This is a genomic window from Legionella sp. JM-2024 (assembly GCF_055389095.1).
This window is the reverse complement of record NZ_AP039388.1, coordinates 3,396,196-3,419,433: the sequence shown is the minus strand read 5'-3', so window position 1 is coordinate 3,419,433 and position 23,238 is coordinate 3,396,196. Positions and strand designations below refer to the sequence as shown.

The window sequence follows — 23,238 nt, the reverse complement described above, 5'->3', positions numbered from 1 at the left end:
CGTGACTAAAACTAATATAAGCACATGATAACTATACAGTTGCGTTTTTATGAGGAATTAAACGATTTTTTACCTTTAGAAAAACGCAAAAGAAGTTTTCCTTATACTGTTATTCATCCATCTACAATTAAAGATGTGGTCGAATCACTAGGTGTTCCACATACTGAAATAGAGCTAATTTTGGTAAATGGTCGATCAGTAGATTTTGAATACCTTATTCAAAATCAAGACTATATTTCTGTTTATCCAGTTTTTGAGTCCCTGGATTTAAGTCATGTTGTCCACCTTCGCCCTAAACCTTTAAGACAACTTCGCTTTATACTCGATGTTCATTTGGGAAAGCTTGCAAAATATTTACGATTACTTGGTTTTGATGTGGCATATGAAAACAACCTTTCAGACGAAGTAATAATTCAGCGTAGTCAAAAAGAAAAGAGAATTGTTTTAACGAGAGATGTGGGCATATTAAAGAATAATAAGATAACTCATGGTCATTGGATGCATGATACAGATCCTGAGAAACAGGTGATAGAAGTATTAAAACGATTTGACTTAACAAAACAATGTCATCCATTTACTCGTTGTTTGACTTGCAATGGGTTGCTTAAAAAAGTGGAAAAAAATGCAATTGCCTCAAAAATACCACTATTAACCCAAAAATATTATGAAATATTTATGCAATGTCAATTATGTCAAAAAATTTATTGGGAAGGATCTCATTATAATAAATTGAAGCATTGGATTGAAAAAATTATTCCTGAATGTTAAGGAATTAAGTCAACATCTAACCGTATTAAGTATCAATGTTTAGAAATTGTTTTTCAAAGACCAAGAATTCATCATTGCATAAAATAGTACTAAACTTTAGTTTATCCCCCTCTTGGCAAAGCTTCATTAGCTATTTGTTGTAAAAAATCTAAGATACAATATTCCCTTATGAAAAAGTAAAATTGATTTATTAGCTTAAGATACGATATGAAACAACAATATCCTTTTTTTGTTAGTCAGAATGAACAGGAATTTTTTCCAGAGGTCAGTTGTGTGGTACAGCTTATCTAATGATGCTTTTAAAAGCGTCAAAATTTAATAATATTCCGAATTATTGCTGTGATACAGACAGGGGCTGAACTTTTCTCTAATCCACGTATCGAACATTATAAAGTTCTAATAAGCAAATTTGGTTTCGAAAGTATCAATTAATGTTTTTAAACGTCCGTCCATCAAGGCTATCCTCTGAAAAAAACTTAGCTGAACAGGAATCCCTTGAATCCCCTGTTGTATTTTTTCAGCGGCTTCACATTTTGTTTGCCCAGAAGGTGAAATGGGAGAGAATCTTGGGCGCGGATCTTCTTTACGATGTATTTTATATTTTTCTAAACAAAAGTAATAGAGGGCATCATGGACTATTTTTCTTTCTTTCTTTGTCAGGATAATGGTCTGAGTTTTAAGTATGTTAATGGCAAATTTCAAGGCTGAGGGATATGATTTATCAGTTTCTGATGCGAAATCAACATCTAATAAACGTACTGTATAGTTTAGCAAATCATGTCTGGAGTTTAAGGCATCTGTCCTGCTTTTTTGGATAAAGAGATATATCCACCGATCTTCATTGGTTTCTTTAATAAAATTCTTACGTGCCGTTGGAATGAGATGACATACTTGTTCTAAAGCACTAATTTGCTTAAATGACCTTGTGTCAATGTAATATTCATTGGCGCTAAAAAAATCAAGGCAACCTGTCGTTTTTTTTGTTAACCAGTTAAAAATAGCTAATTCAGAGCGTCTTTCTTCATCAGTAGTGAAATTACGAAAATAAATGAGGTAAGGAATTAAGGCTAATTGCTCAATAGTGCAAAAATGATAAATTAAATAGAAACTGGATCTTAAAAGACATATGATATCTTTTAGTTTTGTTAGTTCCTGAGGTCTTTTCGCTTTGATTTGTTCATTCAACCGTGAAAAAGGATAATTACTAAGGTCTTGTGGATCTTTATTAGCATAGCCTGTCATCCGACTGCTGCAAATCAGCAACGGCATTAACCTATCAATTCCCAATGGACTGTTGCCAAAATTTTCATATTGACTCTTTAAGCGCTGGTATAAAATAGGGTGGTGAAAATCTTCCGGGAGTATGTCTGCTTCAGATAATGAACGTTGGAAAGTGACCCAGGGAGCAACTTGATTGTCATTTTGCCATTTTTCGTAAGGTAATGTATTACTAACTAATCTCCAGAAATCACAAATTACTTCTTCTATTTGGTGTATGAGTTCAGTGCCAACATCCTCTTCTTGGTTAAAACGTTCAATGATTTCCGATAAATTGGCAGCTAAAGTAATTATGTCCACAGAGCCGGTTTCCAGTAAAACCTCTTTATTTAACTCAGTAACGATTTTTTTTAATTCACTAAATTTCATTGTAACTCCATGTCTGAATAATTAGTGTTTTAGAGAATATCTGAAAGGAAATTAAACTGGTAGAAAAATTTTTTGAACTTTTATTTTAATAAAAAATCTCCGCCATCATACATCGAGTACTTCCGCCTCCGATAGCTTCTATTGTGGGAATATCTATTGATAGTAATTTTGAATATTGTTGGATGATTCGTAGCTGCTCATGTGTAAAGTGTCGTTTCGCTTGTTCTGATAGAATTAAAAGACTATCACCTCTTTTATTATAAAGCTCCAAAACATTGCCGCACATGTGCTGAACCTGATCCCAACTAATATCTATAATTGTTTTTCCCGCTTTTTTGAAACTTTCTAAAAGTATCGATCTTTGTTGATAATCATTAATAGAATCTAAACAAATAATAGCGTAATGCATGCCAAGACTCATTATAACATTCGTATGATAGATGGGCTTGTTCTGCTTATCTAAGCTACTAAACAGGATTGAAGTATATCCTAAAAAGTTAGCCACTTTGTTTACCAAATTTGTGGAAGTTCTTGGGGATAATGAAGCATAAAGAAGACGGTTTTCTCTATCCAAAACCAGGCTGCCAGTTCCTTCAAGGACTTCATTATTATCATTTCTTAAATCTACTATTTCATTGACTTCAAATTGAGCTTTCTTCAGTACTTCTATTAATCCTTTAATGTTTACTTCTGCTTGTCTGTTTTTAGTTAATAAAGGATAAATAATCAGGATATTATTTCCTTTGGAATCGATGTGTGTTGAAAACCAGTTATTTGGAAAGACTGCATCTGGTAAATCCTTGCTTTGGGAGAGGGTTAGTACCTGTATATCTTCTTTCTTTAATTGCATTACCATGTTGGTAAATTCTTCTAATGCTTTGCTACTTATATCTTTGATAGGAATTAGTGATTGGAAGGAGTTGCTGCATGCAGTTTCATAATTAAAGCAAAACCCTTCCGGAGGAACCATTAATACGGTAGAGCTTTTTAGATTCATAAACGCGTCTGAGGAAAAATCATTTTGCTTAGAATACTGATAGTATTTCCAAAAAGCCATATCCAAGAGGTTCATTTTAAAGGAATTTTCATTCCTGGCCCATTAATTTTTATTCTTTATTTTTTGCAAAGTGATTCGCTTGGATTTAATGATGCTATAAACTGCTGGCAAAACAAATAATGTAAATATTGTTCCAAGACAGAGACCTCCAATGAGTACAGTTCCTATAGCATGTCGCGATTCAGAGCCTGCATCATGCGATAACACTAAGGGGATAGCACCAAAGACCATAGCTCCTGTTGTCATTAATACGGGTCGTAAACGTAAAACGGCCGCCTGTTGTATAGCATCAAGCAACGAGACCCCTTCTTTGTGGAGTTTATTAGCAAATTCCACTATTAAAATACCATGTTTGCTAATGAGACCAATTAAGGTAATAAGACCTACCTGAGTGTAAATGTTTAAGGATTGTCCGAATAGATAAGTGAATATTAAGGCGCCTGAGCAGGCTAGTGGTACAGTAAAAAGAATAATGAACGGATCGGTAAAATTCTCAAACTGTGTGGATAAAATGGCATAGATGAAAGCTAAGGATAAGAAAAGCAAAAATAGCATGGAATTGGATGACTCATGGAGTGCTTTGGCTGCGCCTGTCCAGGTCAGTTTATAGTGTTGGGGCATCGCTTCTTTGGTTATGGTCCATAGTTTTTCAATGGCCTTAGCCATGGAATCTCCCTTATGTAATTGTACGTGTAGAGTGGTTGAACGCATTTGCTGGTAATGATCCAGGGTAGCGGGTTGAGCTTTGGGTTGCATTTTGGTAATGGCACCCAATGAAACAGGTTTTCCGTCATTGGTTGTTAAATAAAGTTCATTCAAAGTCCAGGGGGATGAATCTCCTCTAATCGATAAATTATAAACAACCCCATCCTTTTCAAAGGTTTGTGATTTGTCACCACTGAAAAATACTTCAATAGTTTTTGCAACCTGACCAGCTGTAAGTCCTAGTTTTGCCAGTTGATTATAATCGAGTTCAATATTATATCCCATGGTATCAAGACGAAGGTCATAACTCACTGTTTCAAATAATTTGCTTCTGTCCAGAATTCCTTTTAATTTTTCGGTTTCATCAAATAATTGCCTGAAGTTATCTGGTGTAGAAATCACCAAGGTCAGTTCTGAGCCATTGCCCGCATCATCAATTCCTGGTAAACCAGTATCCCAACTCCATACATGAGGATCCATGGAAGGGAAGTGATTAAAAGAAGGTTTTAATTTATCAACAATCTGACTGGAAGTTTGATTACGTTGAGAATGAGGTAATAATGGTAGTACTATTGATCCGCCCCAATCACCAATAAAAGTCAGGCGATTAGTAGACTCGTGTATGGCATTAAGGTTTTTTTCAAGTTTGGCTGTTTTGTTATCCAGTATACCTATGTCTTCTCCCGCTACGGGTGGGATATAAATACCTACTAAACCTCGATCTTCTTTAGGGGCAGTCTCATGATTAATTAAATTATAAAATCCGATACACGCTACAATGGAAATCAGAGCCATTATAAAAGTAATCTTTTGGCGTTCCAGAACGAATTGCAAGATATTGGCGTATTGTTTTGTTATCTTTTCAAGAAAATTATCAAATTGCGGCCACCAGTTTTTAGAATCTTTACTTAAAAAATTGGCGCACATCAATGGTGAAAGAGTGAGGGCAACAATGCCTGAAATAAAAACACTACCTGCGAGAGCAACTGCAAATTCAATAAAAAGTTGTCCTAACATACCTTGAATAAAGGCAATAGGTAAATAAACGCTGGTAAGGGTAAAGGTCATTGCTACAATAGCAAAACCAATTTCACGTGCTCCTTTAAGTGCTGCTTCAGAAGGAGATAAGCCGTCTTCAATATGACGCCAAATGTTTTCCAAAACAATAATCGCATCGTCTACAACTAAACCAATTGCCAACACCATAGCCAGTAATGTCATTAAATTAATGGAAAAACCAAATAATTTAAGAAAAAGCAAGGATCCTAATAATGAAATTGGAATAGTAATCAGAGGAATGATGGTCGCTCGAATGTTACGCAAAAAGAGAAAAACGATGATTAAGACTAAAAAAATGGCCTCACCTATCGCCGAACGAATATTTTTAATCGATGCATTAATAAAGTCAGATTGATCAATAATTGTATTAATTTTCAGGTCGTCTGGTAACCCTTGTTGTAATCCTTTAATGACTTTGCGAACTTCTTTAGAGACTTCAAGAGGATTCGCATCGTTTGCTTTATTGATGGAAAGTACGACCCCAGCATGACCATTGACACGAACACGCATTCGTGTGTTGTCGGTTTCCAAAGCAATTTTGGCAAGTGATTTGAGCAAAATTGGGTGCCTGGAATTTGTTTTAACTAACAGATTCTCATAATCCTCGCGAGTTTTCAGATCGGAATTAAGAGTGCTGGGAATTTGATTTCTATAATGACCAGCTGGCAGTGAAATACGACTTTTTACAAGTGCATTCACTATTTCGTCAACATTAACCCCAAAAGAAAATAATTTTTCGGGTTGAAGAAGAATATTGTAAGTATAAGGTTGTCCCCATACTTCAACTGAAGCGACTCCTTGCACACTGCGAAAGACATTTTTTAAATTAAGATTAGTGTAATGAGTCAGTTCTCCAAAGTCTTTAGAAGTTGATTCCAGTGAAATTCCAATAAATGGAAGGCCATTCGATTTGCGTTGGCGTTCGACCGAGGGAGATTTAATTTCTGGGGGCAGGAGAGCTTTTGCCATCCCAACTGCATCTTGAGTGGCACTAAGTGCTCTATCCATTGATGTGCCAGGGCGAAACACCAAGGTGATTTGTGTATTGCCAGCGCTTGATTGGGAAGTAATCGTTTCTAAACCTTCAATTCCAGCCAGATGGTCTTCAAGTACATTCGTCACTGTTGTTTCTACTAAATCAGGACTTGCATTCGGATAGTTTGCTGAAACAGTTATTGTAGGAAAACTGATATCAGGATATTCTCTAACGGATAAGCTATAAAGACATAACAACCCCAAAACAACAATCATAGAGTTTAAGACAATAGCAATGACAGGGTGTTTGATGAAATAGCCAGTTAGTTTCATAATATTAGCTGCTGGTAGTAATAGCTGGATGATAAATATCAACGGCCATTTCAGGATATAAACGCTCCTGTCCTTTTATAACCAGTTGTTGCCCAGCGTTTAATCCTTCAACAATTTCAATTTTGTCCTGTTGCTGGAGTCCAGTTTTTACTGAAACCAGAACAACTTTTCCTTTTTTTACGATATAAACAAAAGGTTTACTATTTCTCAAAAACAGAGCTTGAAAAGGAATTACAATAGTGTCGTTTTTTTCAGCAACAACAAGCTCAACATTCGTTGTGGCGCCAATAAGACATTCTTCGCATTGTATATCCACATCGGCAGGGCACATATGAGTTTCTTCGTCGAGCATTTTTTGTAAATGACTTAATGAATACTGTTTTTCCATTACATAAACAGGTTGGCCTTCATTAAGGGTAGTTAAATTACTGCAAGGAATATCAAAATCGACAACTAATGAAGACGGATCGTAAATACTTACAATGGGTTCACCTGCATTGACCTGTGAGCCTTCTCGCTTTTTGTATGCTCCAATTATTCCATCAAAGGGGGCATAAAAACGTAAGTTGTCTAACTCAATTTTAGTTTTTGACAATTCTTTTTGAGCATCAATCCAAGCTTGTTTTTTTTCCTCTACCTCCTTAGTACTTACATATCCTGATTTAACTAATGGGTTTATGCGCTCATATTGAGCTTTGGCTAATTCAACTGCACTTAATGAAAGCAGTAGATTTTTTTCCAGATCGGGGTTGTCAATTTTTGCAATAAGAGTCCCTTTTTTGACTTTTTGACCCGTTGGAATAAGAGAGTCTAACATACCCGCTTCCTTGGCAATTAATACCGTTGTATGTTTTGGATGAATAGTACCTAATAAATGAATGGTTTGTTGTAAACGTTGTTTTTTAATGAGTTCTACTTCAACCAGCTTATTGGGGGTGCTTTCTGATACACTCTTTACGTGGAATAATTTTTTACTGATGAAAAACAGAACACTAATAAAAACTAATATCAGCACTGCTATTTGCCAATAATAGTTCAAACGCCATTTATTTCTGCCGAATCGAATTCCCAACACGTTTTTCCACAATCGAATTGAACGATGGCACAAATTTTATCATATAATTGAACCTATCTTAACCAAAATTTGCTAAAGCATCTTCTTATTGAACTGGATTTTTCTGTAATGTAGAAAAGAACTTGGGGATTAACGCACTTTAGATAAAAAAAGCCCTGTTTCCTTAAGAATAAAATTATCCTTAAAGAAGCAGGGCTAATATAAATAAATTAGACTACTTCAACTTCCTCAGCTTGAGGCCCTTTTTGACCATTGCAAGCTTTGAACATTACAGTAGCACCTTCAGCCAGGGTTTTAAAACCGCTGCTTTGGATTGCACTAAAATGTACAAAATAATCTTTACCGCCACTTTCTAAAAAACCGAAACCTTTGGACTCATTAAACCACTTGACTGTACCACGAATTTTTTCTGACATGTTAATTTCCTAAATTGTTACGTGAGTATTGTAGCATTATTTTATTAATTGTGCTGTTTTTTTATTAATTTTTTTTAAAAAAATTAAATTTATTTAGATTATATATAAAAAAATTAGCAAGTTCATCATTAATTGGGCTAATAAGGCTACGGATTGGTTATTAAGATAGTTGCTCATTACTCAAAAATAAAAGCTCTTTGGCATGAGACAGGGTTTGTTCAGTTATAGTGAGCCCACCCAGCATTCTGGCAATTTCCGCAATTTTGTCGGATGATTTTAGCAAAGTAATGTTGGTAAACGTTTTATTTTTATCACTTTTTTTTGTGACAACGAAATGATTATGTGCTGAGGCAGCAACTTGAGCCTGGTGAGTAACACAAAAGACTTGCAACCTTTCGCTTAGTTTTCTCAGCATTTGCCCTACTAAGGCTGCTGTTGAACCTCCAATCCCGACATCTACTTCATCAAATAATAAGGTAGGAGTTGAACCTTTTTGTGCGGTGATCATCTGTATTGCAAGACTAATACGTGATAATTCCCCCCCAGAGGCAATTTTGCTCAATAAATCAGGCTCCATACCCGGATTGGTACAGACCTTGTATTCCACTCTGTCTAAACCATATGCTTGCATTTTCTCTAGAGGAGTTATTTCAATTTCAATCCAACCTTTGGGCATACCGAGTTGTTGAATGCTGAGAGTTATTTCTTGGGCTAATTTTTTGGCATGAATTTTACGTGATTCTCTCAGTTTTAACGCAGCACTTTCGTAAGTTTTATTGATTTGGGCCAATTGTAAATTTAGATGAGCTAATTGGCTTTCTGTGTTTTGCAGGCTCACCAATTCATTTTGTAATGTTTTTTCATGCTCCGAAAGAGATTTGCTGTCAAGGTGATATTTCCGTGCTAATTGATGAATAGAACTGATTCGTGTTTCCACTGCATGTAATCTTTCGGGATCCAGTTGAATTTTATCAGCGAATTGTTGCATTTCACTAATCGCTTCTTCACATTGAATTAAAGCAGAATTAATTAATTCAATGGTGTTTTTTATTTGTGTTTGTTCTTGGGGAAGTTGCTGAATAAGTTGACGTACATGATTTAAACCTGAACAAACATTGGGCTGATCTTCGCTGTTCAATAATTCATTGATGTGTTGACTTAACTCCAGGTATTCTCTGGCATGATGTAATATTTGGTGCTCTTGATTTAAAGCCTCAATCTCCCCTTCCTGGATATCCAGAGCTTGTAATTCATCAATTTGGAATTGCAATAATTTGATTCGGTCAGTTTGTTGCTCCTGATTTTGCAGTGAATTAATTTCTTGCTGTATTTGCTGATGCTGTTTATAGAGTTTATTTACATCATGTAACAAGAGATGGTTATTGCCATAACGATCTAATTGTTGTCGATGTGTGGCATGTTGCATGAGTGTTTGGTGTTGGTGTTGGCCATGAATATGTACCAGTTTTTCACTTAATTCTTTTATTTTGTGTAAGGGAAAAGGTTGTCCATTAATATAAGATTTGGAGCGGCCTTCTGCGTATATGATACGTCTCAAGTAGATTTCACCGCCATCACAAGGGACGTCGTGTTCCGTTAACCACTGGGCTGGTTCAGAGGATTCATCAAAATGAAATCCTGCTGTTATATCGCATTTTTCTTCACCCGGGCGAATTACGGAAGTATCTGCCTTTTCACCCAATGCCAAGAGTAAGGCATCAATCATGATTGATTTGCCGGCACCCGTTTCACCAGTAAAGGTGGTCATGCCTTGTGTAAAGTCTAATTCGAGTTGTTTAACAATAGCAAAATGTTCAATGCGCAGTGTCGTGAGCATATTTTATCCCTGATGCTTTGATTCCCAACCAAGTTTGCTTCGTAATGTATCATAATAATGGTAATCAAGGGGGTGTAGCAAACGCAATCGATTACCGTTTTTTTTGACAGATACTCTTTGCCCCGGTTTCACTATTCTGGATTCATGGCCATCACAACTGATGCGTAAATCGGATTCATTAAACTCACTGATATAGAGTTCAATTTCTGCCTCCCCACCAATGACTAGTGGTCTGGAGCTTAGACTATGTGAAAACATGGGTACCAGGACAATAGCATTGAGCTGTGGATGCATTATGGGTCCCCCTGCTGATAGGGCATAGGCCGTAGAGCCTGTTGGGGTGGATAAAATCATTCCGTCTGAGCGGTAATGACTAACCAGCTGCTGATTGATGTAAACATCGAACTCGATCAAATGTGTTTCACTACCTCTTCCTAATACCACATCATTAAGCGCGTCCCCTTCAAAATAAATGTTTTCTTTATCATATATTTTGGTGTGCAACAAAAACCGTTCTTCTTCGTTATATTGTCCTCTGAGAACAGGACCCAGATGGGATTCAATGTCTTGTGGCAAGATATCAGTTAAAAAACCTAACCTTCCTCTATTAATACCTATTACTGGTGTATTAACTTTTATAGCCATTCGTGACGCGGAAAGCAAACTGCCATCACCACCAACGACAATAATCAAGTCGTGCTTTGCCCTCATATTTTCTCTTGGCAATACAGGGATTTTTAATTCAAAACTAGCCGCAGTATCTGGATCCTGATAGATTTCTATGTCTTGAGTATTTAAAAAATCAACCAATCGATGCAAGCTTTCACTAACCCCCTGGTTGGCTCTGTGTTGGCGGGCATATAAGATGGCTCGTTTAAATTTTTGTTTCATAGTCTTTATTATTCTTCATTTGTGGTAGTTCGAGAGGCTTTTTTTCTATCGTGTTCCTTTAAAAATTTCTTACGCAAACGAATAGATAAGGGGGTCACCTCAACTAACTCATCATCATCAATAAACTCCAGAGCTTGCTCAAGAGATAATTTTACTGGAGGGGTAAGTATGATGTTTTCATCCGAACCCGAAGCCCTGATATTGGTTAATTGTTTTTCTTTGGTGACATTAACAACCAAATCATTATCTCTGGCATGAATCCCTACAATCATTCCTTCATAACATACTGATTGTGGCTCAAGAAATAACCTTCCACGCTCTTGTAAATTAAATAAGGCAAAAGCACGGGCTGTTCCTGGGCAATTCGCTATCATGACACCATTGATACGTTTCCCTATGCGTCCTTTAATCAAGGGGCCATAATGGTCAAAGACATGATACATTAATCCTGTGCCCGAAGTACAAGATAAAAATTCATTATGAAAACCAATTAATCCTCGAGTAGGTATGAGGTAATCTAAACGTACTCTGCCTTTCCCATCTGGCACCATGTTTTGCATTTCTCCTCGGCGTTCACCTAATTTTTCCATTATGGTGCCTTGGTGGTTTTCTTCTACATCGACCGTTAAATGTTCATAAGGTTCTTGTTGTTCGCCGTCTAATTCACGAATAATCACTTCTGGTTTGCTTATGGCTAATTCATAGCCTTCACGACGCATGGTTTCAATGAGAATAGACAGATGTAATTCCCCTCGCCCTGAAACTCTGAATTTGTCGGGGTCGTCACTGTCTTCGACACGAAGTGCCACATTATGTAGTAATTCTGTATTTAATCGCTCACGAATTTTTCTGGATGTGACAAATTTACCTTCTTGCCCGGCAAGTGGAGAATCATTGACCTGGAAAGTCATACTGATTGTTGGTTCATCTACTAAAAGTGCGGGCAATGCTTCTACTTGATTGGGATCACAAATGGTATCGGAGATATTAAGACTCTCAATTCCCGTTATTGCTATGATATCTCCTGCGCTGGCCCCTTCAATTTCAACGCGTTCGAGACCTTTAAAGCCTAATAATTGTAATAGCCGTCCGCTGCGCATATTGCCGTCTTTATCAATAATTTTAACGGGAGATTTTGCTTTGATTTGCCCACGTGTAACGCGGCCAATGCCTATGGTGCCTACATAAGAAGAATAATCCAGAGAACTGATTTGCATTTGGAATGGGCCATCAGCATCGACACAAGGCGGTGTTACTTTATCTATGATTGTTTGCAGTAAAGCCGACATATCTGATGTATTATCCTCTAATTTGAGTTTGGCGTAGCCATTTAATGCAGAGGTATAAACTACTGGAAAATCCAGTTGTGTGTCATTGGCGCCTAAATTATCAAATAAATCAAAAACCTGGTCCATTACCCAATCAGGCCGTGCTCCTGGCCTGTCTATTTTATTAATCACTACAATAGGATTTAATCCACGGGCAAATGCTTTTTGGGTAACGAATCGAGTTTGCGGCATTGGTCCGTCAACGGCATCAACCAGTAGTAAAACGCTATCTACCATAGAGAGTATACGCTCAACTTCCCCACCAAAATCAGCATGACCCGGGGTATCTACAATATTAATTTGATACCCTTTCCAGTAAACACATGTATTTTTGGCTAGAATAGTGATCCCGCGTTCTTTTTCAAGTGCATTGGAATCCATTACTCGTTCAATTTTGGGTGCTCTTTCATTTAGCGTTCCTGTTTGCTGAAGGAGTTTGTCCACGAGTGTAGTTTTGCCATGGTCAACGTGTGCAATGATGGCAATATTGCGAATTTTTTCAATCATAAAAAACCTTTAGTTGGGGAATAGCGAGATTTAATTATTTAAGGTAGTAACTGACGATTGTTCATAGATTTAACATTATACACTATTCACTCATTAAAGAATATCACCTCAAGAATTTAGGATTGTCTTGAATAGTAAAAACCTTTTACATAGAATGCATTCGAGTTATCTAAAGGGATTTATCATGTGCTTTAAGGGAGTTAAGGTTGTACTTTTAATATTATTATCGATACAAGGTTATGCATCCAAGCAGGCTTCTTCCAGTATTTGCGATTCAACTACGGAAAACCCATGCATTGTTCAAGACAGTAAAACTCAATTTTCACCTGTAACCAGATTTCGAGACGCCTCCTTGATTGCTGAGGTTTACAGCGGTAATACTAGAGGGATCAAAGGTTTTCATTTATCAGGTAGTGAACAACCCAGTGAGAAGGGTTGGGGAATGATCACGGATTATATTGCTAAAAAAAGAAATTCTGACGCACAAAAGGTCATAGTAGTGGATCTTCGACAGGAGAGCCATGGTTATTTGAATGGTAGGGCAATTACTCTGGTTAATTCTTATAATTGGATAAATTTAGGTAAGACAAACACTCAAAGTGCTCTGGATCAAGAAAGTTGGTTGGCTGCTTTAAGAGGCAAGAAAATTGTGGCTGGAGTTTTAACTGTACCTCAATATGTAGCTAAAGAATATTCTCAAGGCAAATCCATGGTGGTCAGTACAATAAAAAACGAAGAGTATTACATTAATAAAAAGGGATTTGACTATTATCGTATTTTTATCTCCGATCATCGAGCTCCTTTAGATTCTGAAGTCGATGCACTTGTGGCATTAATAAAAAATAATCCTGAAGACACCTGGTATCATGTTCATTGTCGCGGAGGGAAAGGTCGCACTACAACCTTTTTCGCTATGTATGATATGTTAAAAAATGCGGATAAGGTTAGCTTTGAGGAGATTATTGCACGACAGGCCTCTATTTCACCTTTTTATAATTTGATGGTAACTAATCGAGAAGTTCCTGAATTAACCCCTTATTATGAACAAAGACTTCAATTTTTAATTAATTTTTATGAGTTCGCACGTCAATCTCGAATGGGATATTCAGGTACCTGGACAAAATGGAAAAAACTAAATACATAGGGCAGGACTTACGAAAAACTCCAATCTCTTCGTTTAAAAAGGTTTTTAATTCGGTCATTTAGTTTGCCTAAACTCTCTCATTAAAAACCTTTTTTGCCTCGACCTTGAAGTTTTTCATAAGCCAGCAGGGCTGCAAATAGTCAATACGGCGTGCCTTCAGTGCCAGGTAATATTATATACCATTTTGATTTAATTTAACCCACCTGTTCTGCCCAAATTATCGTCATCCTGAGCGTAAAGAAGGATCTTCTGGTGAAAATTTCTTATGTCCAAACGAGGGGATCCTTCGGTCTCGCTCAGGATGACATCGTGTTGTTTATATTGTAGGCAAAATATGATTTTGCTCTGCCCTCAGTGCTAAGAAACTTGAATAAATTATAAAAATATATTACGAATTAGTTATTAGTCATAAAAACAATTGGTATTTGTTTGCTAGACTAATAGTAAGAAGTAAACAAGGGGGATATTTATGAAACAACTAATATTACATCCCACCGATATTAGCCAATGGCACGCCTTGGTTAATGAAGCACAAGCTGCTACGAGGCTGGTATTGAATGAAAACACGGAAAGTTATTTAGTGTTTTTACTGATGCGTTTCTCACACGGTCCGAAACTTATAGAGTCCGTTGTTGCACTTGATTTTCTTGAGTCCATGCGTAAACCTCGCCAATTACAACTAGAATTATTACGGGATGTGGGCGACAAGAGCTTGTTATTTTGTGGCTTGTTTCCCGGTATTGCTGAAAAGCGTCATGTGAGTTTGAGTTATTTTTCTGACATGGGTCAAGCGGCCTATTTGACAGTGGGAGAGCTCGAAGAGAATCAGACAGCAGATTTATATTTTCAATTAAGTCAACAATTTATTACCTTGCAACAAGTATTGCAGGCTATGAGAGGAGAATATTTCCAATTTAGTCAGTCTGATTGCGGGATAATAGCGGATCCTGATTTGACTTTACAGTAAATCAGGACTTACGAAAAACTCCAATCCCTTCGTTTAAAAAGGTTTTTAATTCGGTCATTTAGTTTGAACTCCCTCATTAAAAACCTTTTTTTGCCTTGACCTTGAAGTTTTTTGTAAGTCCTGTAAATATAAGTTTTTTTATTTGTGAAACAGCATAGCAACGTCTATTGAATCAAAGGTGTATTTTTGGTTACAAAAATCACAAGTGATTTCTATTACACTTTTTTCTTTAATTAAATCTTTGGCTTCCTCCTCTCCCAAAATAGTAATGACTTGTTTCATTTTTTTCTCATTACAACGGCATTGGAAGCGAGTAGTACGACTTTCAAATATTCTTATCTCTGTTTCATTATAAAGACGATACAGTAGTGTTTGGTTGTCTATGGTTAGTAATTCGTTTTCAGTAACCGTTTGCCCCAGTTGGACGGCATACTCCCAAAATTGTTCTCTTTGAATTGTATCTTGGCCTGGCATAAGTTGTAAGAGCATACCTGCAGCCATATCTTCGTTGACCGCCAACCAGACGCGAGTAGCAATTTGTTCCGATTGTGCAAAATAGGTCATCAGGTTTTCACTCATAGAAGTGGATTGAAGCGGAATGAGACTTTGATAAGCCTGGGTTTGGTTGTCTTGGTTGATGGTAATGACCATTCGACCTTGCAGAAAAGCTGTGGCGTAATCCGTAATTTCAAGACCTTCAGTAAATTTGGCAAAGCCCCTTATATTTAAGTTATGATCGCACTGAACAAGAAGTAGTGATAATCTTTCATCACTTTGAAATTGTAGACTCAAACTTCCTTCAAATTTGATACTGCTTGCCAAGAGTAGACAAGAAACCAGAGCTTCACCTAAAAGATTTTTTACCATGGGTGGGTATTCGCGTTGGTTCATGATGTTTTGAAAGGTTTTTTTAATATGAACTATTTCGCCACGGATATTCGCATGTTCAAAAATAAATCGTTGTAAGGCGTCCGCTTCTTTCATTTCAAACCTATAATACAAAATTATCTATTCTATCATAAAAATGTTCATCTATACGTGATCATTCAAAATGATTGATTTTTGGTTTGTAGAAGATCATATTTGTCAGCATACAAAGAATTTACCTGACAGAAGAAAAAAAATCAGCCTTGGAACAGTGTCATATTGCCTATACTAATTCAAAGGAAAATGACCATATAAACACAGTACTATTACGTTCAGAAGGCTGGATAGTCCCGATAATATTCCTAAGTATTTTGTCGTCATGAGAGTACGATTAAACACCATTTACCCTCTACTGTTTGCTCTTATTGAGAGGATATTTTCAGAGCGATTGGAAATATCAGGATCAGCCTTAAAGAAACCAAATTCAGTATTTTGATAGAAACTTACTTCACCTGTTGAAATATCATGATTGCCTCCAACAATTCCACACTCGCCTGTTTCAATAAGCTCTTTTAAAATGGGACTTCGCTCCATGACGGCATGCACCGTTCTTTGTACATTAATAGCTGTAACCTTTTCCACAAATTCATCGTTGCTTGAAGTGCGATTTTCGATTATGGTTTTTTCAGCACTAACTGCCGGTTGTATTTTACTTAACAAGGCCGTCAAACTACCCATCTCCACGTGATCGCATGCACCTTTTATTGCGCCACATTTTGTATGGCCTAAAATCACTATTAACTTAGCCCCGGCTACTTTACAAGCGAACTCCATACTGCCTAAAATATCTTCATTAATGATGGTTCCAGCAATGCGTGCACTAAATACATCTCCTAAGCCTTGGTCAAAAATCAACTCAACAGAGGTCCGCGAATCAATGCAGCTTAAAATGATTGCAAAGGGATTTTGTTCATCAGAGGTTTCATTAACTTGTTGCAGCAGGTTGCGATTAACTTTCAAGTTATTTACAAATCGTTTGTTACCTTCTTGCAATAGATGCAATGCAATTGCTGGTGTAATCGCTTTTTGCATTTCTTTAGTCAATGTTTTCATTTTTCATGCTCCTAAGTAGGGTTTGAGTATTAAGCCGGCTCAATAAAATCGATTGTTTCAACAGCAATATTTTTCAGTTTTGCGTTTACTCTATAATCACGTATGTATTCAACTACATCGTAGGCAATAGACTTAGAGTTTGAGCAATCAATAATCACTTTTGAATGAGATGGGATAGCATCAAGAGCCTGAATGATGCTTGCCTTATTAAAGAAAGATACCTCTTCTGCCAATACGAGATGATGAACTGCATGCTCATTTTCCTTGGTGATTATATCTTTCATATAATAGGCATTGCGATAACTGTGGCGTAAGGTGTAAAAAATACCAAAAGCCATACCAATACAAATTCCTTTAAGTAGGTCAGTTGCCAAAATGCCAACAATAGTAGCCATAAAAGGGATAAATTGCTCGGAGCCTAATTGATACAATTGTTTAAACAATACAGGTTTAGCTAGCTTATAACCTACCATAATCAGTATAGCTGCAAGGCTTGCAAGAGGAATCAAATTTAGAAATTTAGGGATAGTGGCAGCACTGATTAATAAGAAAATACCATGAAATATTGTAGAAAGTTTGGTTTTTCCACCAAATGCAATGTTTGCAGAGCTACGAACAATGACTTGGGTAACAGGTAATCCACCACACAGTCCCGATACTATATTACCAAGTCCCTGAGCCTTTAGTTCTCTATTTGTCGGCGTTACTCTTTTAAAGGGATCTAACTTGTCGGTGGCTTCTACACAAAGCAGAGTTTCTAAACTTGCAACTATGGCTAAAACAATAGCAATTTTCCAGATCTGAAGATGGGTTATTGCAGAAAAGTCTGGGAAGGTAAACTGTTTGAAAAATTCGATTAAATTATTCGCAACAGGGATCTTCACTAAATGGTCTGGGGCTAAACTAAAATTTAATATATTCGATTGAAACATCAGGTTCATTGCAATTCCCATTAAAACAACCACTATAGGGCCTTGTATTAATTGAAAAACCTTATGTTTTTTGGCTAAAACAGTTTCCCAAAATATCAGTATTACTATTGATAAGGTAGAAATTAAAATTGCCCCTGGCGTAATGGCATTGAATGCGCTGCTAATCGAGGTAAACGTGGTTTCGCCATCCGTTTGAAAGTATGAAAGGTCTCCAACTAAATCATTATCATAACCTAAGGCATGGGGGATCTGTTTTAAAATAATCAATAGTCCTATACCTGTAAGCATCCCCTTTATGACTGAAGAAGGAAAAAAATAAGCAATAAATCCGGCTTTTGCAAAGCCCATAATAATTTGAATAATACCGGCTAGAATCACGGCCAATAAGAATGCGGGCCAAGACCCCAATGTATTGATGGCCGTAAATACAATAACTGCTAATCCCGCGGCAGGTCCGCTAACCCCTAGCGGCGAGCCACTCGCTACCCCAACTACAATCCCACCAACTATCCCTGCTATAATACCGGCAAACAAAGGGGCGCCAGATGCCAGGGCGATACCAAGACATAATGGCAGAGCTACAAAGAATACTACGATACTTGCCATAAGGTCGCTTTTAAATTCTTTGAACATATCATATATCTCCACAGGTGAACGCATGTTGCTTGCTAATTGTTGGAAAGCTTAGATTTTTTAAGTGTCTAGAGCATGATATTTCATATATTTGATTCACTATCCTTAAAGGGATTATCTGGAGTATGACTCCAGATAGTCTTTACTTCATTAACTGCTGAGCGGATGGCTTCATCAGACTGCAACCCACCTTCAAGATAGGCTAGCCCTTGAAGTAGCCAGTTTGCTAATTCTGGTTGAGCCAGTTGATAATAAACCTGGTTCCCTTCTTTGCGTTGTTTGACTACCTTTTTGGCTCTTAAAATAGACAGATGTTGTGATACTACCGAGTGACTCGTCCCTAAAATGGCTTGCAGACTGTTGACGTTTTGTTCGCCTATATGCAGTTCTTCAATGATTCGAATGCGATGTTGGTGAGCTATCGCACTTAAAAATTCTGCCATTTTCTCGGAAATTAATTTTCTAGCAGGCATAGTACATTCCAATATTATTACATTCTAATATATTAATATATATATTGTTCTTTGCAACTTAAAGTTAAAACTTTCGTATTTTTTCTTGCTAATACAGAGGTGTGGTAACTACTTAACCTACTTATTGGAAATACACTGAACGATAGAACTAACGACAATTTTCAAATGTTGAAAACTTAGCATTTTGAAGTTTATTGTGTATATTTCAGATTAGATCTCTTTCAAATTGGTTATTTTGAACAAGCTCTCGTATAAAGAACGATGTTTTTGTATCGAATTTATGTTAATTATTTTTTCAATTTCCCTGGAGAAATTTATTTCATGGACTATTCTTAAAAAACCCCTTTTAAAAATTCTAAGGAGTTATTATGAAAAACAACAGCTTACTTCTCCCTTTGTTTAAAACAATAGATAAATTACTGTTTGGTATTGAAGAAATTAATGAAATAGAAAAAGAACCAGAGTACATCGTATGTGACAATGAAGAGGAGTTTGATGTAGAGCGCTCAATCAATTAACCCTTGCGTAAAAAAGTGAGCCTGGGCGATAATGCCTTTTTTTTGAACGAGAATAATGTATGTTGAATAGCCAACAAATGGCTGCAGTAAAATATATTGATGGGCCTTTGTTGGTGCTTGCCGGTGCTGGAAGTGGCAAAACTCGAGTGATTACCCAAAAAATTGGGTATTTGATCAATACATGCGGCTATGCTGCTAAATCGATTTGTGCGGTCACTTTTACAAATAAAGCGGCTAATGAAATGCGGGCCAGAGTGGCGGCTTTTTTACCACAGTCCAGCAGGCGGGGATTAAAAATTGCAACCTTTCATACATTAGGTTTGAGTATTGTGAAACGTGATGTCGAACGTTGTGGTTTAAAGTCTGGATTCTCGATTTTTGATAGTGAAGATTGTTTGCAAATTCTGCGGGGTTTTCTGCCTGTAAATAAAGCAACGGACAGAGATTTTATCCTAAGAATTCAACAGCAAATTTCATTTTGGAAAAATAATTTATTAAGCCCTGAATCAATACTTCAAAATCCGCCATCTGTGCTTTCATGTGAGGAAGCAGTAATGATTTATCCACGCTATCAACAGGCATTAAAAGCATATAATGCTGTTGATTTTGATGATCTCATTCGCTTGCCCGTCAGTTTATTGAGTGATTTTCCTGAGGTGTTAGAGTATTGGCAGAATAAAATTCGGCATTTGTTGGTGGATGAATATCAAGATTCAAATACCAGCCAGTATCTCTTGGTTAAAAAATTAGTCGGTGTCCGCGCCCATTTTACTGTAGTAGGTGATGATGATCAGTCAATTTATGCCTGGCGTGGTGCCAAACCAGAGAATTTGGCACAGCTGCAAAAAGACTATCCGCAATTGAAGATTATTAAATTGGAACAGAATTACAGATCGACCAGTAGAATTTTACATGTTGCAAATCATCTGATTGCCCATAACCCGCATTTATTTGAAAAGAGATTATGGAGTGACTTAGGGCATGGCGAATTGTTAAGAGTTATTAGTTGTAAAGACGAACAGGAAGAAACTGAGCACGTCGTAGCTGACCTGATAAGTCATAAATTACGCGCACGTACCAATTATCGTGATTACGCCATTTTATATAGAGGAAATCATCAAGCCAGAGTTTTTGAAAAGGTATTAAGGCATTACGGCATTCCTTATCACATCAGTGGAGGCCAATCCTGGTTCGCCAAACTGGAAGTGCGGGATGTTTTTGCTTATTTGAAATTACTTTGTAATGATGCCGATGATGCGGCTTTTTTACGAGCAATCACCACACCTAAACGAGGGGTAGGAGATAGCAGCCTGGATGCTTTAGGTCGCTATGCTCAATCCAGAGGAATAAGCCTATATAATGGAGCAGATCATTTGGCTCTGTCGGAGTTAATTGCTGATAAGCAAAGAATCGCTTTACATAGTTTTAAATCATGGCTGGAAGACATTAAAGCACGCATCAGTTCAGGTTTTGCCTTGGAGCATTTGAGACAAATGGTCGAAGAGAGTGGATATGAAGCTCATATTTACGAACAAAGTGATGCTCCTGCCAAAGCGCAAAAAAGAATGGATAATGTATGGGAGCTTTTAGAGTGGATTGATCGTTTGTATAGCAAGGAACCCGAGCAATCACTAGCGGATGTAGTGAACAAATTGATATTAATCGATATATTAGAACAATCAGAAGAATCTTCAAGTGATGTCGTTCAATTAATGACACTTCATGCATCAAAAGGATTAGAGTTCCCCTTTGTCTATTTGGTAGGAATGGAAGAAGAGTTATTGCCCCATCGAGTCAGCATTGATGATGATCAAATTGAAGAAGAAAGACGATTGGCTTATGTAGGGATTACCCGTGCACAGAAGGGTTTATGCTTCACTTTGGCTAAGCAAAGACGTCGTGGTGGGGAATTGCAGGATTGTGTTCCAAGCAGATTTTTAGATGAATTGCCTCAAGATAGTCTGGAGTGGTATGGAAAAGGAACAGAGCGTTGTGAAGAGCAATCAAAAAAACTGGCTAAATCCCACCTGGATGGGTTGAGGAGCTTGTTGACTTAGAAAGAGGTTATATTTTGATTTTCAGATCGATGTGATATCAAAAAAAACAAATCGTTAATATTTTGTTAATATTGTTGCTTTAAAATATTTCCCATTAATAATTAGACCAAAGGTATTATTATGGGAAAAGTTATTCTGGTTCATGCCAATTGTCATAATCCAAAAGCAAAAGGAGATTTTACTTTTGCTGGAAATATCGCAAAGGATATTATGCGCGAGCTCACTAGTCAGTCGATATATGATATCGATGTTATTTTAGTAAGTACGCTTGATGGAGTTAGCAAATTTGAAAGTTTGTATGGTAGAGATGGGCCTGACCGTGTAGACGTGGAAGGTACTAGTATTGGCCTTTCTTCTCTGGAAGAGTTTGACTCTGTGGAAAATACTGTTATAGCTTTTATTGATGCAAATCGCTGTAAGCATTCACCAGGGGATATTGTAAAACGAGTGCTTTCTCCTGACAGTAAATTTTTATTTGTGGGGAATGTAAACCAACAGGCCTATTCGGACCTATTCATACAAACTCTATACCGTATGCAAGTTAAGAAGGATCAACCTGGCGTCTATGATTATTTCGATGATAACGATATGCTGATTGGTAGTTCCGGTTTTGGTATTGACAGGCTAGGATTACCCACAATTACCAAATCAGAGGATTTGCCTGAATTAAGTCAGACACAAAAGCAAATGGTTCCCTCAGGCCAATATGGTTTTATGTATGTTAATGCAATAGATAGTTCGAAAGATTACAAATTGATAGCGCAGTATATTAAGTTGACTGGCCATGATCAATATATTCTTGTAGGAGATTTCAGTGGCAAAAAAACCGAAATTCAACAAGCTTATGGGCTGGATACTACTTTGATGACCTCAAAGTCTTTTCCGCAAATTCAATATCATCAGTCATTACCTAATGGAGTGATGCGTAGATCAATCGCAAACACAGAGGGTCCTTTGGTTTTAACAACAGGGGTCACGAGTACTTTGGAAGCGATGCGAGATAATAAGCTGCCTTATTATCAAGACATGTCTAGCAATGCCGAATTTGTAGCGGCTTACCTTATCGCAGTAAAATCCATTGTTTCAAGCGACAACTCCTTGTTTGGAGCTATGCCACAGTTGATTATGGAACTGTCCAACTTGTTATTTACAAGCAAACCACTTAATAAGACAGATATGCAACGAACCCATGATCTCTTGGAAATGTCTTCCGTAAGTTCAAGATTGGTTAGTACAAACCAAACCATTATTGACCAATCAAGCGGAAAGATCTCGACAAAACTTCTAGGCTTTATAAGTGGTTCACGAAGCACTAACGACCAAATTCAATTAGCTACTGTTTGTGCTTCGTTACGTAAAAAGGGTGAGCTTGGTAGTCCAGTTCATGATCAAGCTTTAAGAAGAGCTGCTGCCTGGGGGCGATTATTTGAACTGAAGGTATTGATTAAATCCATGCCGACGGTTGATCTAAATAAAAAGGATTCAAATTTAGAGCGCACAGCATTGCATTGGGCTGTTGTTAGCAAGCATTTAGATTGTGCACGTGCTTTAGTAAAAGCGGGTGCTATTCTGGATGAGCAAGATAAAGAAGGTAGAACACCCCTGCATATGGCTGTCAGTCTTGGTGACAGAGCAATGATTAAAATGCTGATAGAGGCAGGCGCTTCTATAGATATTCATGATAAAAGTAGCCAAACTCCTAAAGATTGTTCTCAGGATCAAGGTCTAATATTGTATGTTCAGCAATGTCATGATGAAGTCATTTCAAGAAATTCTTTTTATTAGTAATATGAAAATATCGGGCTTTGTCTTATAGCCCGATATTTTGTCTCGCAGTTAACACGTATAGCTGCAGTGTATTATCAGTCTTAATAAAACAACCAATAAATTCTAACCATGGGCTATAAGAACTTTAATAGAGTCAAATCCCGGCTTC

Annotated in this window: 18 protein-coding genes; 6 read left to right on the top strand and 12 right to left on the bottom strand. The window is 37.1% G+C overall.

Annotated features, from left to right (window positions below; genetic code table 11):
* Positions 1-24: 24 nt before the first annotated feature.
* A complete protein-coding gene (locus ACZ5EK_RS14935) occupies positions 25-768 on the top strand; it encodes a Mut7-C RNAse domain-containing protein (protein ID WP_464430489.1) in 744 nt (247 codons plus the stop codon).
* Between the two features lie 396 nt (positions 769-1,164).
* Here ACZ5EK_RS14935 and ACZ5EK_RS14930 read toward each other — a convergent pair whose 3' ends face one another.
* The 8 genes from ACZ5EK_RS14930 to typA form a co-directional block, all read right to left on the bottom strand.
* Positions 1,165-2,415 (bottom strand): lpg2828 family Dot/Icm T4SS effector, encoded by a 1,251-nt coding sequence (locus ACZ5EK_RS14930; protein ID WP_464430487.1) that lies wholly within the window; start codon positions 2,413-2,415, stop codon positions 1,165-1,167.
* A gap of 85 nt (positions 2,416-2,500) precedes the next feature.
* Positions 2,501-3,472 carry an arginine deiminase-related protein gene (locus tag ACZ5EK_RS14925; RefSeq protein WP_464430486.1) on the bottom strand — a complete coding sequence of 324 codons (972 nt, stop codon included), beginning with the start codon at positions 3,470-3,472 and terminating at the stop codon, positions 2,501-2,503.
* Positions 3,473-3,514: 42 nt separating this feature from the next.
* Positions 3,515-6,544 (bottom strand): multidrug efflux RND transporter permease subunit LpeB, encoded by a 3,030-nt coding sequence (gene lpeB, locus ACZ5EK_RS14920; RefSeq protein ID WP_464430485.1) that lies wholly within the window; start codon positions 6,542-6,544, stop codon positions 3,515-3,517.
* Between the two features lie 4 nt (positions 6,545-6,548).
* Positions 6,549-7,619 (bottom strand): multidrug efflux RND transporter periplasmic adaptor subunit LpeA, encoded by a 1,071-nt coding sequence (lpeA, locus tag ACZ5EK_RS14915; protein WP_464430484.1) that lies wholly within the window; start codon positions 7,617-7,619, stop codon positions 6,549-6,551.
* Positions 7,620-7,828: 209 nt separating this feature from the next.
* Positions 7,829-8,035, bottom strand: coding sequence for a cold-shock protein (locus ACZ5EK_RS14910; protein WP_464425603.1), 207 nt, complete (start codon positions 8,033-8,035; stop codon positions 7,829-7,831).
* A 160-nt stretch (positions 8,036-8,195) separates the two neighbouring features.
* A complete protein-coding gene (gene recN, locus ACZ5EK_RS14905; protein ID WP_464430482.1) occupies positions 8,196-9,872 on the bottom strand; it encodes a DNA repair protein RecN in 1,677 nt (558 codons plus the stop codon).
* A 3-nt stretch (positions 9,873-9,875) separates the two neighbouring features.
* Positions 9,876-10,763 (bottom strand): NAD(+) kinase, encoded by an 888-nt coding sequence (locus ACZ5EK_RS14900; RefSeq protein ID WP_464425600.1) that lies wholly within the window; start codon positions 10,761-10,763, stop codon positions 9,876-9,878.
* 8 nt (positions 10,764-10,771) lie between these two features.
* Positions 10,772-12,598, bottom strand: a complete 1,827-nt coding sequence (gene typA, locus ACZ5EK_RS14895) for a translational GTPase TypA (RefSeq protein ID WP_464430481.1) — start codon at positions 12,596-12,598, stop codon at positions 10,772-10,774.
* Between the two features lie 184 nt (positions 12,599-12,782).
* Here typA and ACZ5EK_RS14890 point away from each other — a divergent pair, with 184 nt between their 5' ends.
* Together ACZ5EK_RS14890 and ACZ5EK_RS14885 are read left to right on the top strand one after the other, a co-directional pair.
* Positions 12,783-13,742, top strand: a complete 960-nt coding sequence (locus ACZ5EK_RS14890; RefSeq protein ID WP_464430480.1) for a phosphatase domain-containing protein — start codon at positions 12,783-12,785, stop codon at positions 13,740-13,742.
* Positions 13,743-14,211: 469 nt separating this feature from the next.
* A complete protein-coding gene (locus ACZ5EK_RS14885; protein ID WP_464425595.1) occupies positions 14,212-14,709 on the top strand; it encodes a hypothetical protein in 498 nt (165 codons plus the stop codon).
* 138 nt (positions 14,710-14,847) lie between these two features.
* On the opposite strand, the gene hslO is transcribed toward ACZ5EK_RS14885, so the two are convergent.
* From hslO to ACZ5EK_RS14865, 4 genes are all read right to left on the bottom strand, one after another.
* Positions 14,848-15,693 (bottom strand): Hsp33 family molecular chaperone HslO, encoded by an 846-nt coding sequence (hslO, locus tag ACZ5EK_RS14880; protein ID WP_464430479.1) that lies wholly within the window; start codon positions 15,691-15,693, stop codon positions 14,848-14,850.
* 285 nt (positions 15,694-15,978) lie between these two features.
* Positions 15,979-16,689, bottom strand: coding sequence for a carbonic anhydrase family protein (locus tag ACZ5EK_RS14875; protein WP_464430478.1), 711 nt, complete (start codon positions 16,687-16,689; stop codon positions 15,979-15,981).
* Between the two features lie 29 nt (positions 16,690-16,718).
* A complete protein-coding gene (locus ACZ5EK_RS14870; RefSeq protein WP_464425589.1) occupies positions 16,719-18,254 on the bottom strand; it encodes a SulP family inorganic anion transporter in 1,536 nt (511 codons plus the stop codon).
* Between the two features lie 83 nt (positions 18,255-18,337).
* The gene (locus tag ACZ5EK_RS14865) at positions 18,338-18,727 is read right to left on the bottom strand and encodes an ArsR/SmtB family transcription factor (RefSeq protein ID WP_464430477.1); all 390 of its coding nucleotides are present in this window, start codon (positions 18,725-18,727) and stop codon (positions 18,338-18,340) included.
* A 368-nt stretch (positions 18,728-19,095) separates the two neighbouring features.
* On the opposite strand from ACZ5EK_RS14865, the gene ACZ5EK_RS14860 reads away from it, so the two are divergent.
* The 3 genes from ACZ5EK_RS14860 (at position 19,096) to ankY (ending at position 23,087) form a co-directional block, all read left to right on the top strand.
* Entirely contained in the window at positions 19,096-19,245 is a 150-nt protein-coding gene (locus tag ACZ5EK_RS14860; RefSeq protein WP_464430476.1) for a hypothetical protein, read from the top strand.
* 59 nt (positions 19,246-19,304) lie between these two features.
* Positions 19,305-21,302, top strand: coding sequence for a UvrD-helicase domain-containing protein (locus ACZ5EK_RS14855; protein WP_464430475.1), 1,998 nt, complete (start codon positions 19,305-19,307; stop codon positions 21,300-21,302).
* A 120-nt stretch (positions 21,303-21,422) separates the two neighbouring features.
* On the top strand, positions 21,423-23,087 hold the full coding sequence (gene ankY / locus ACZ5EK_RS14850; RefSeq protein ID WP_464430474.1) for a Dot/Icm T4SS effector AnkY/LegA9: 1,665 nt from the start codon (positions 21,423-21,425) through the stop codon (positions 23,085-23,087).
* Positions 23,088-23,238: the final 151 nt, after the last annotated feature.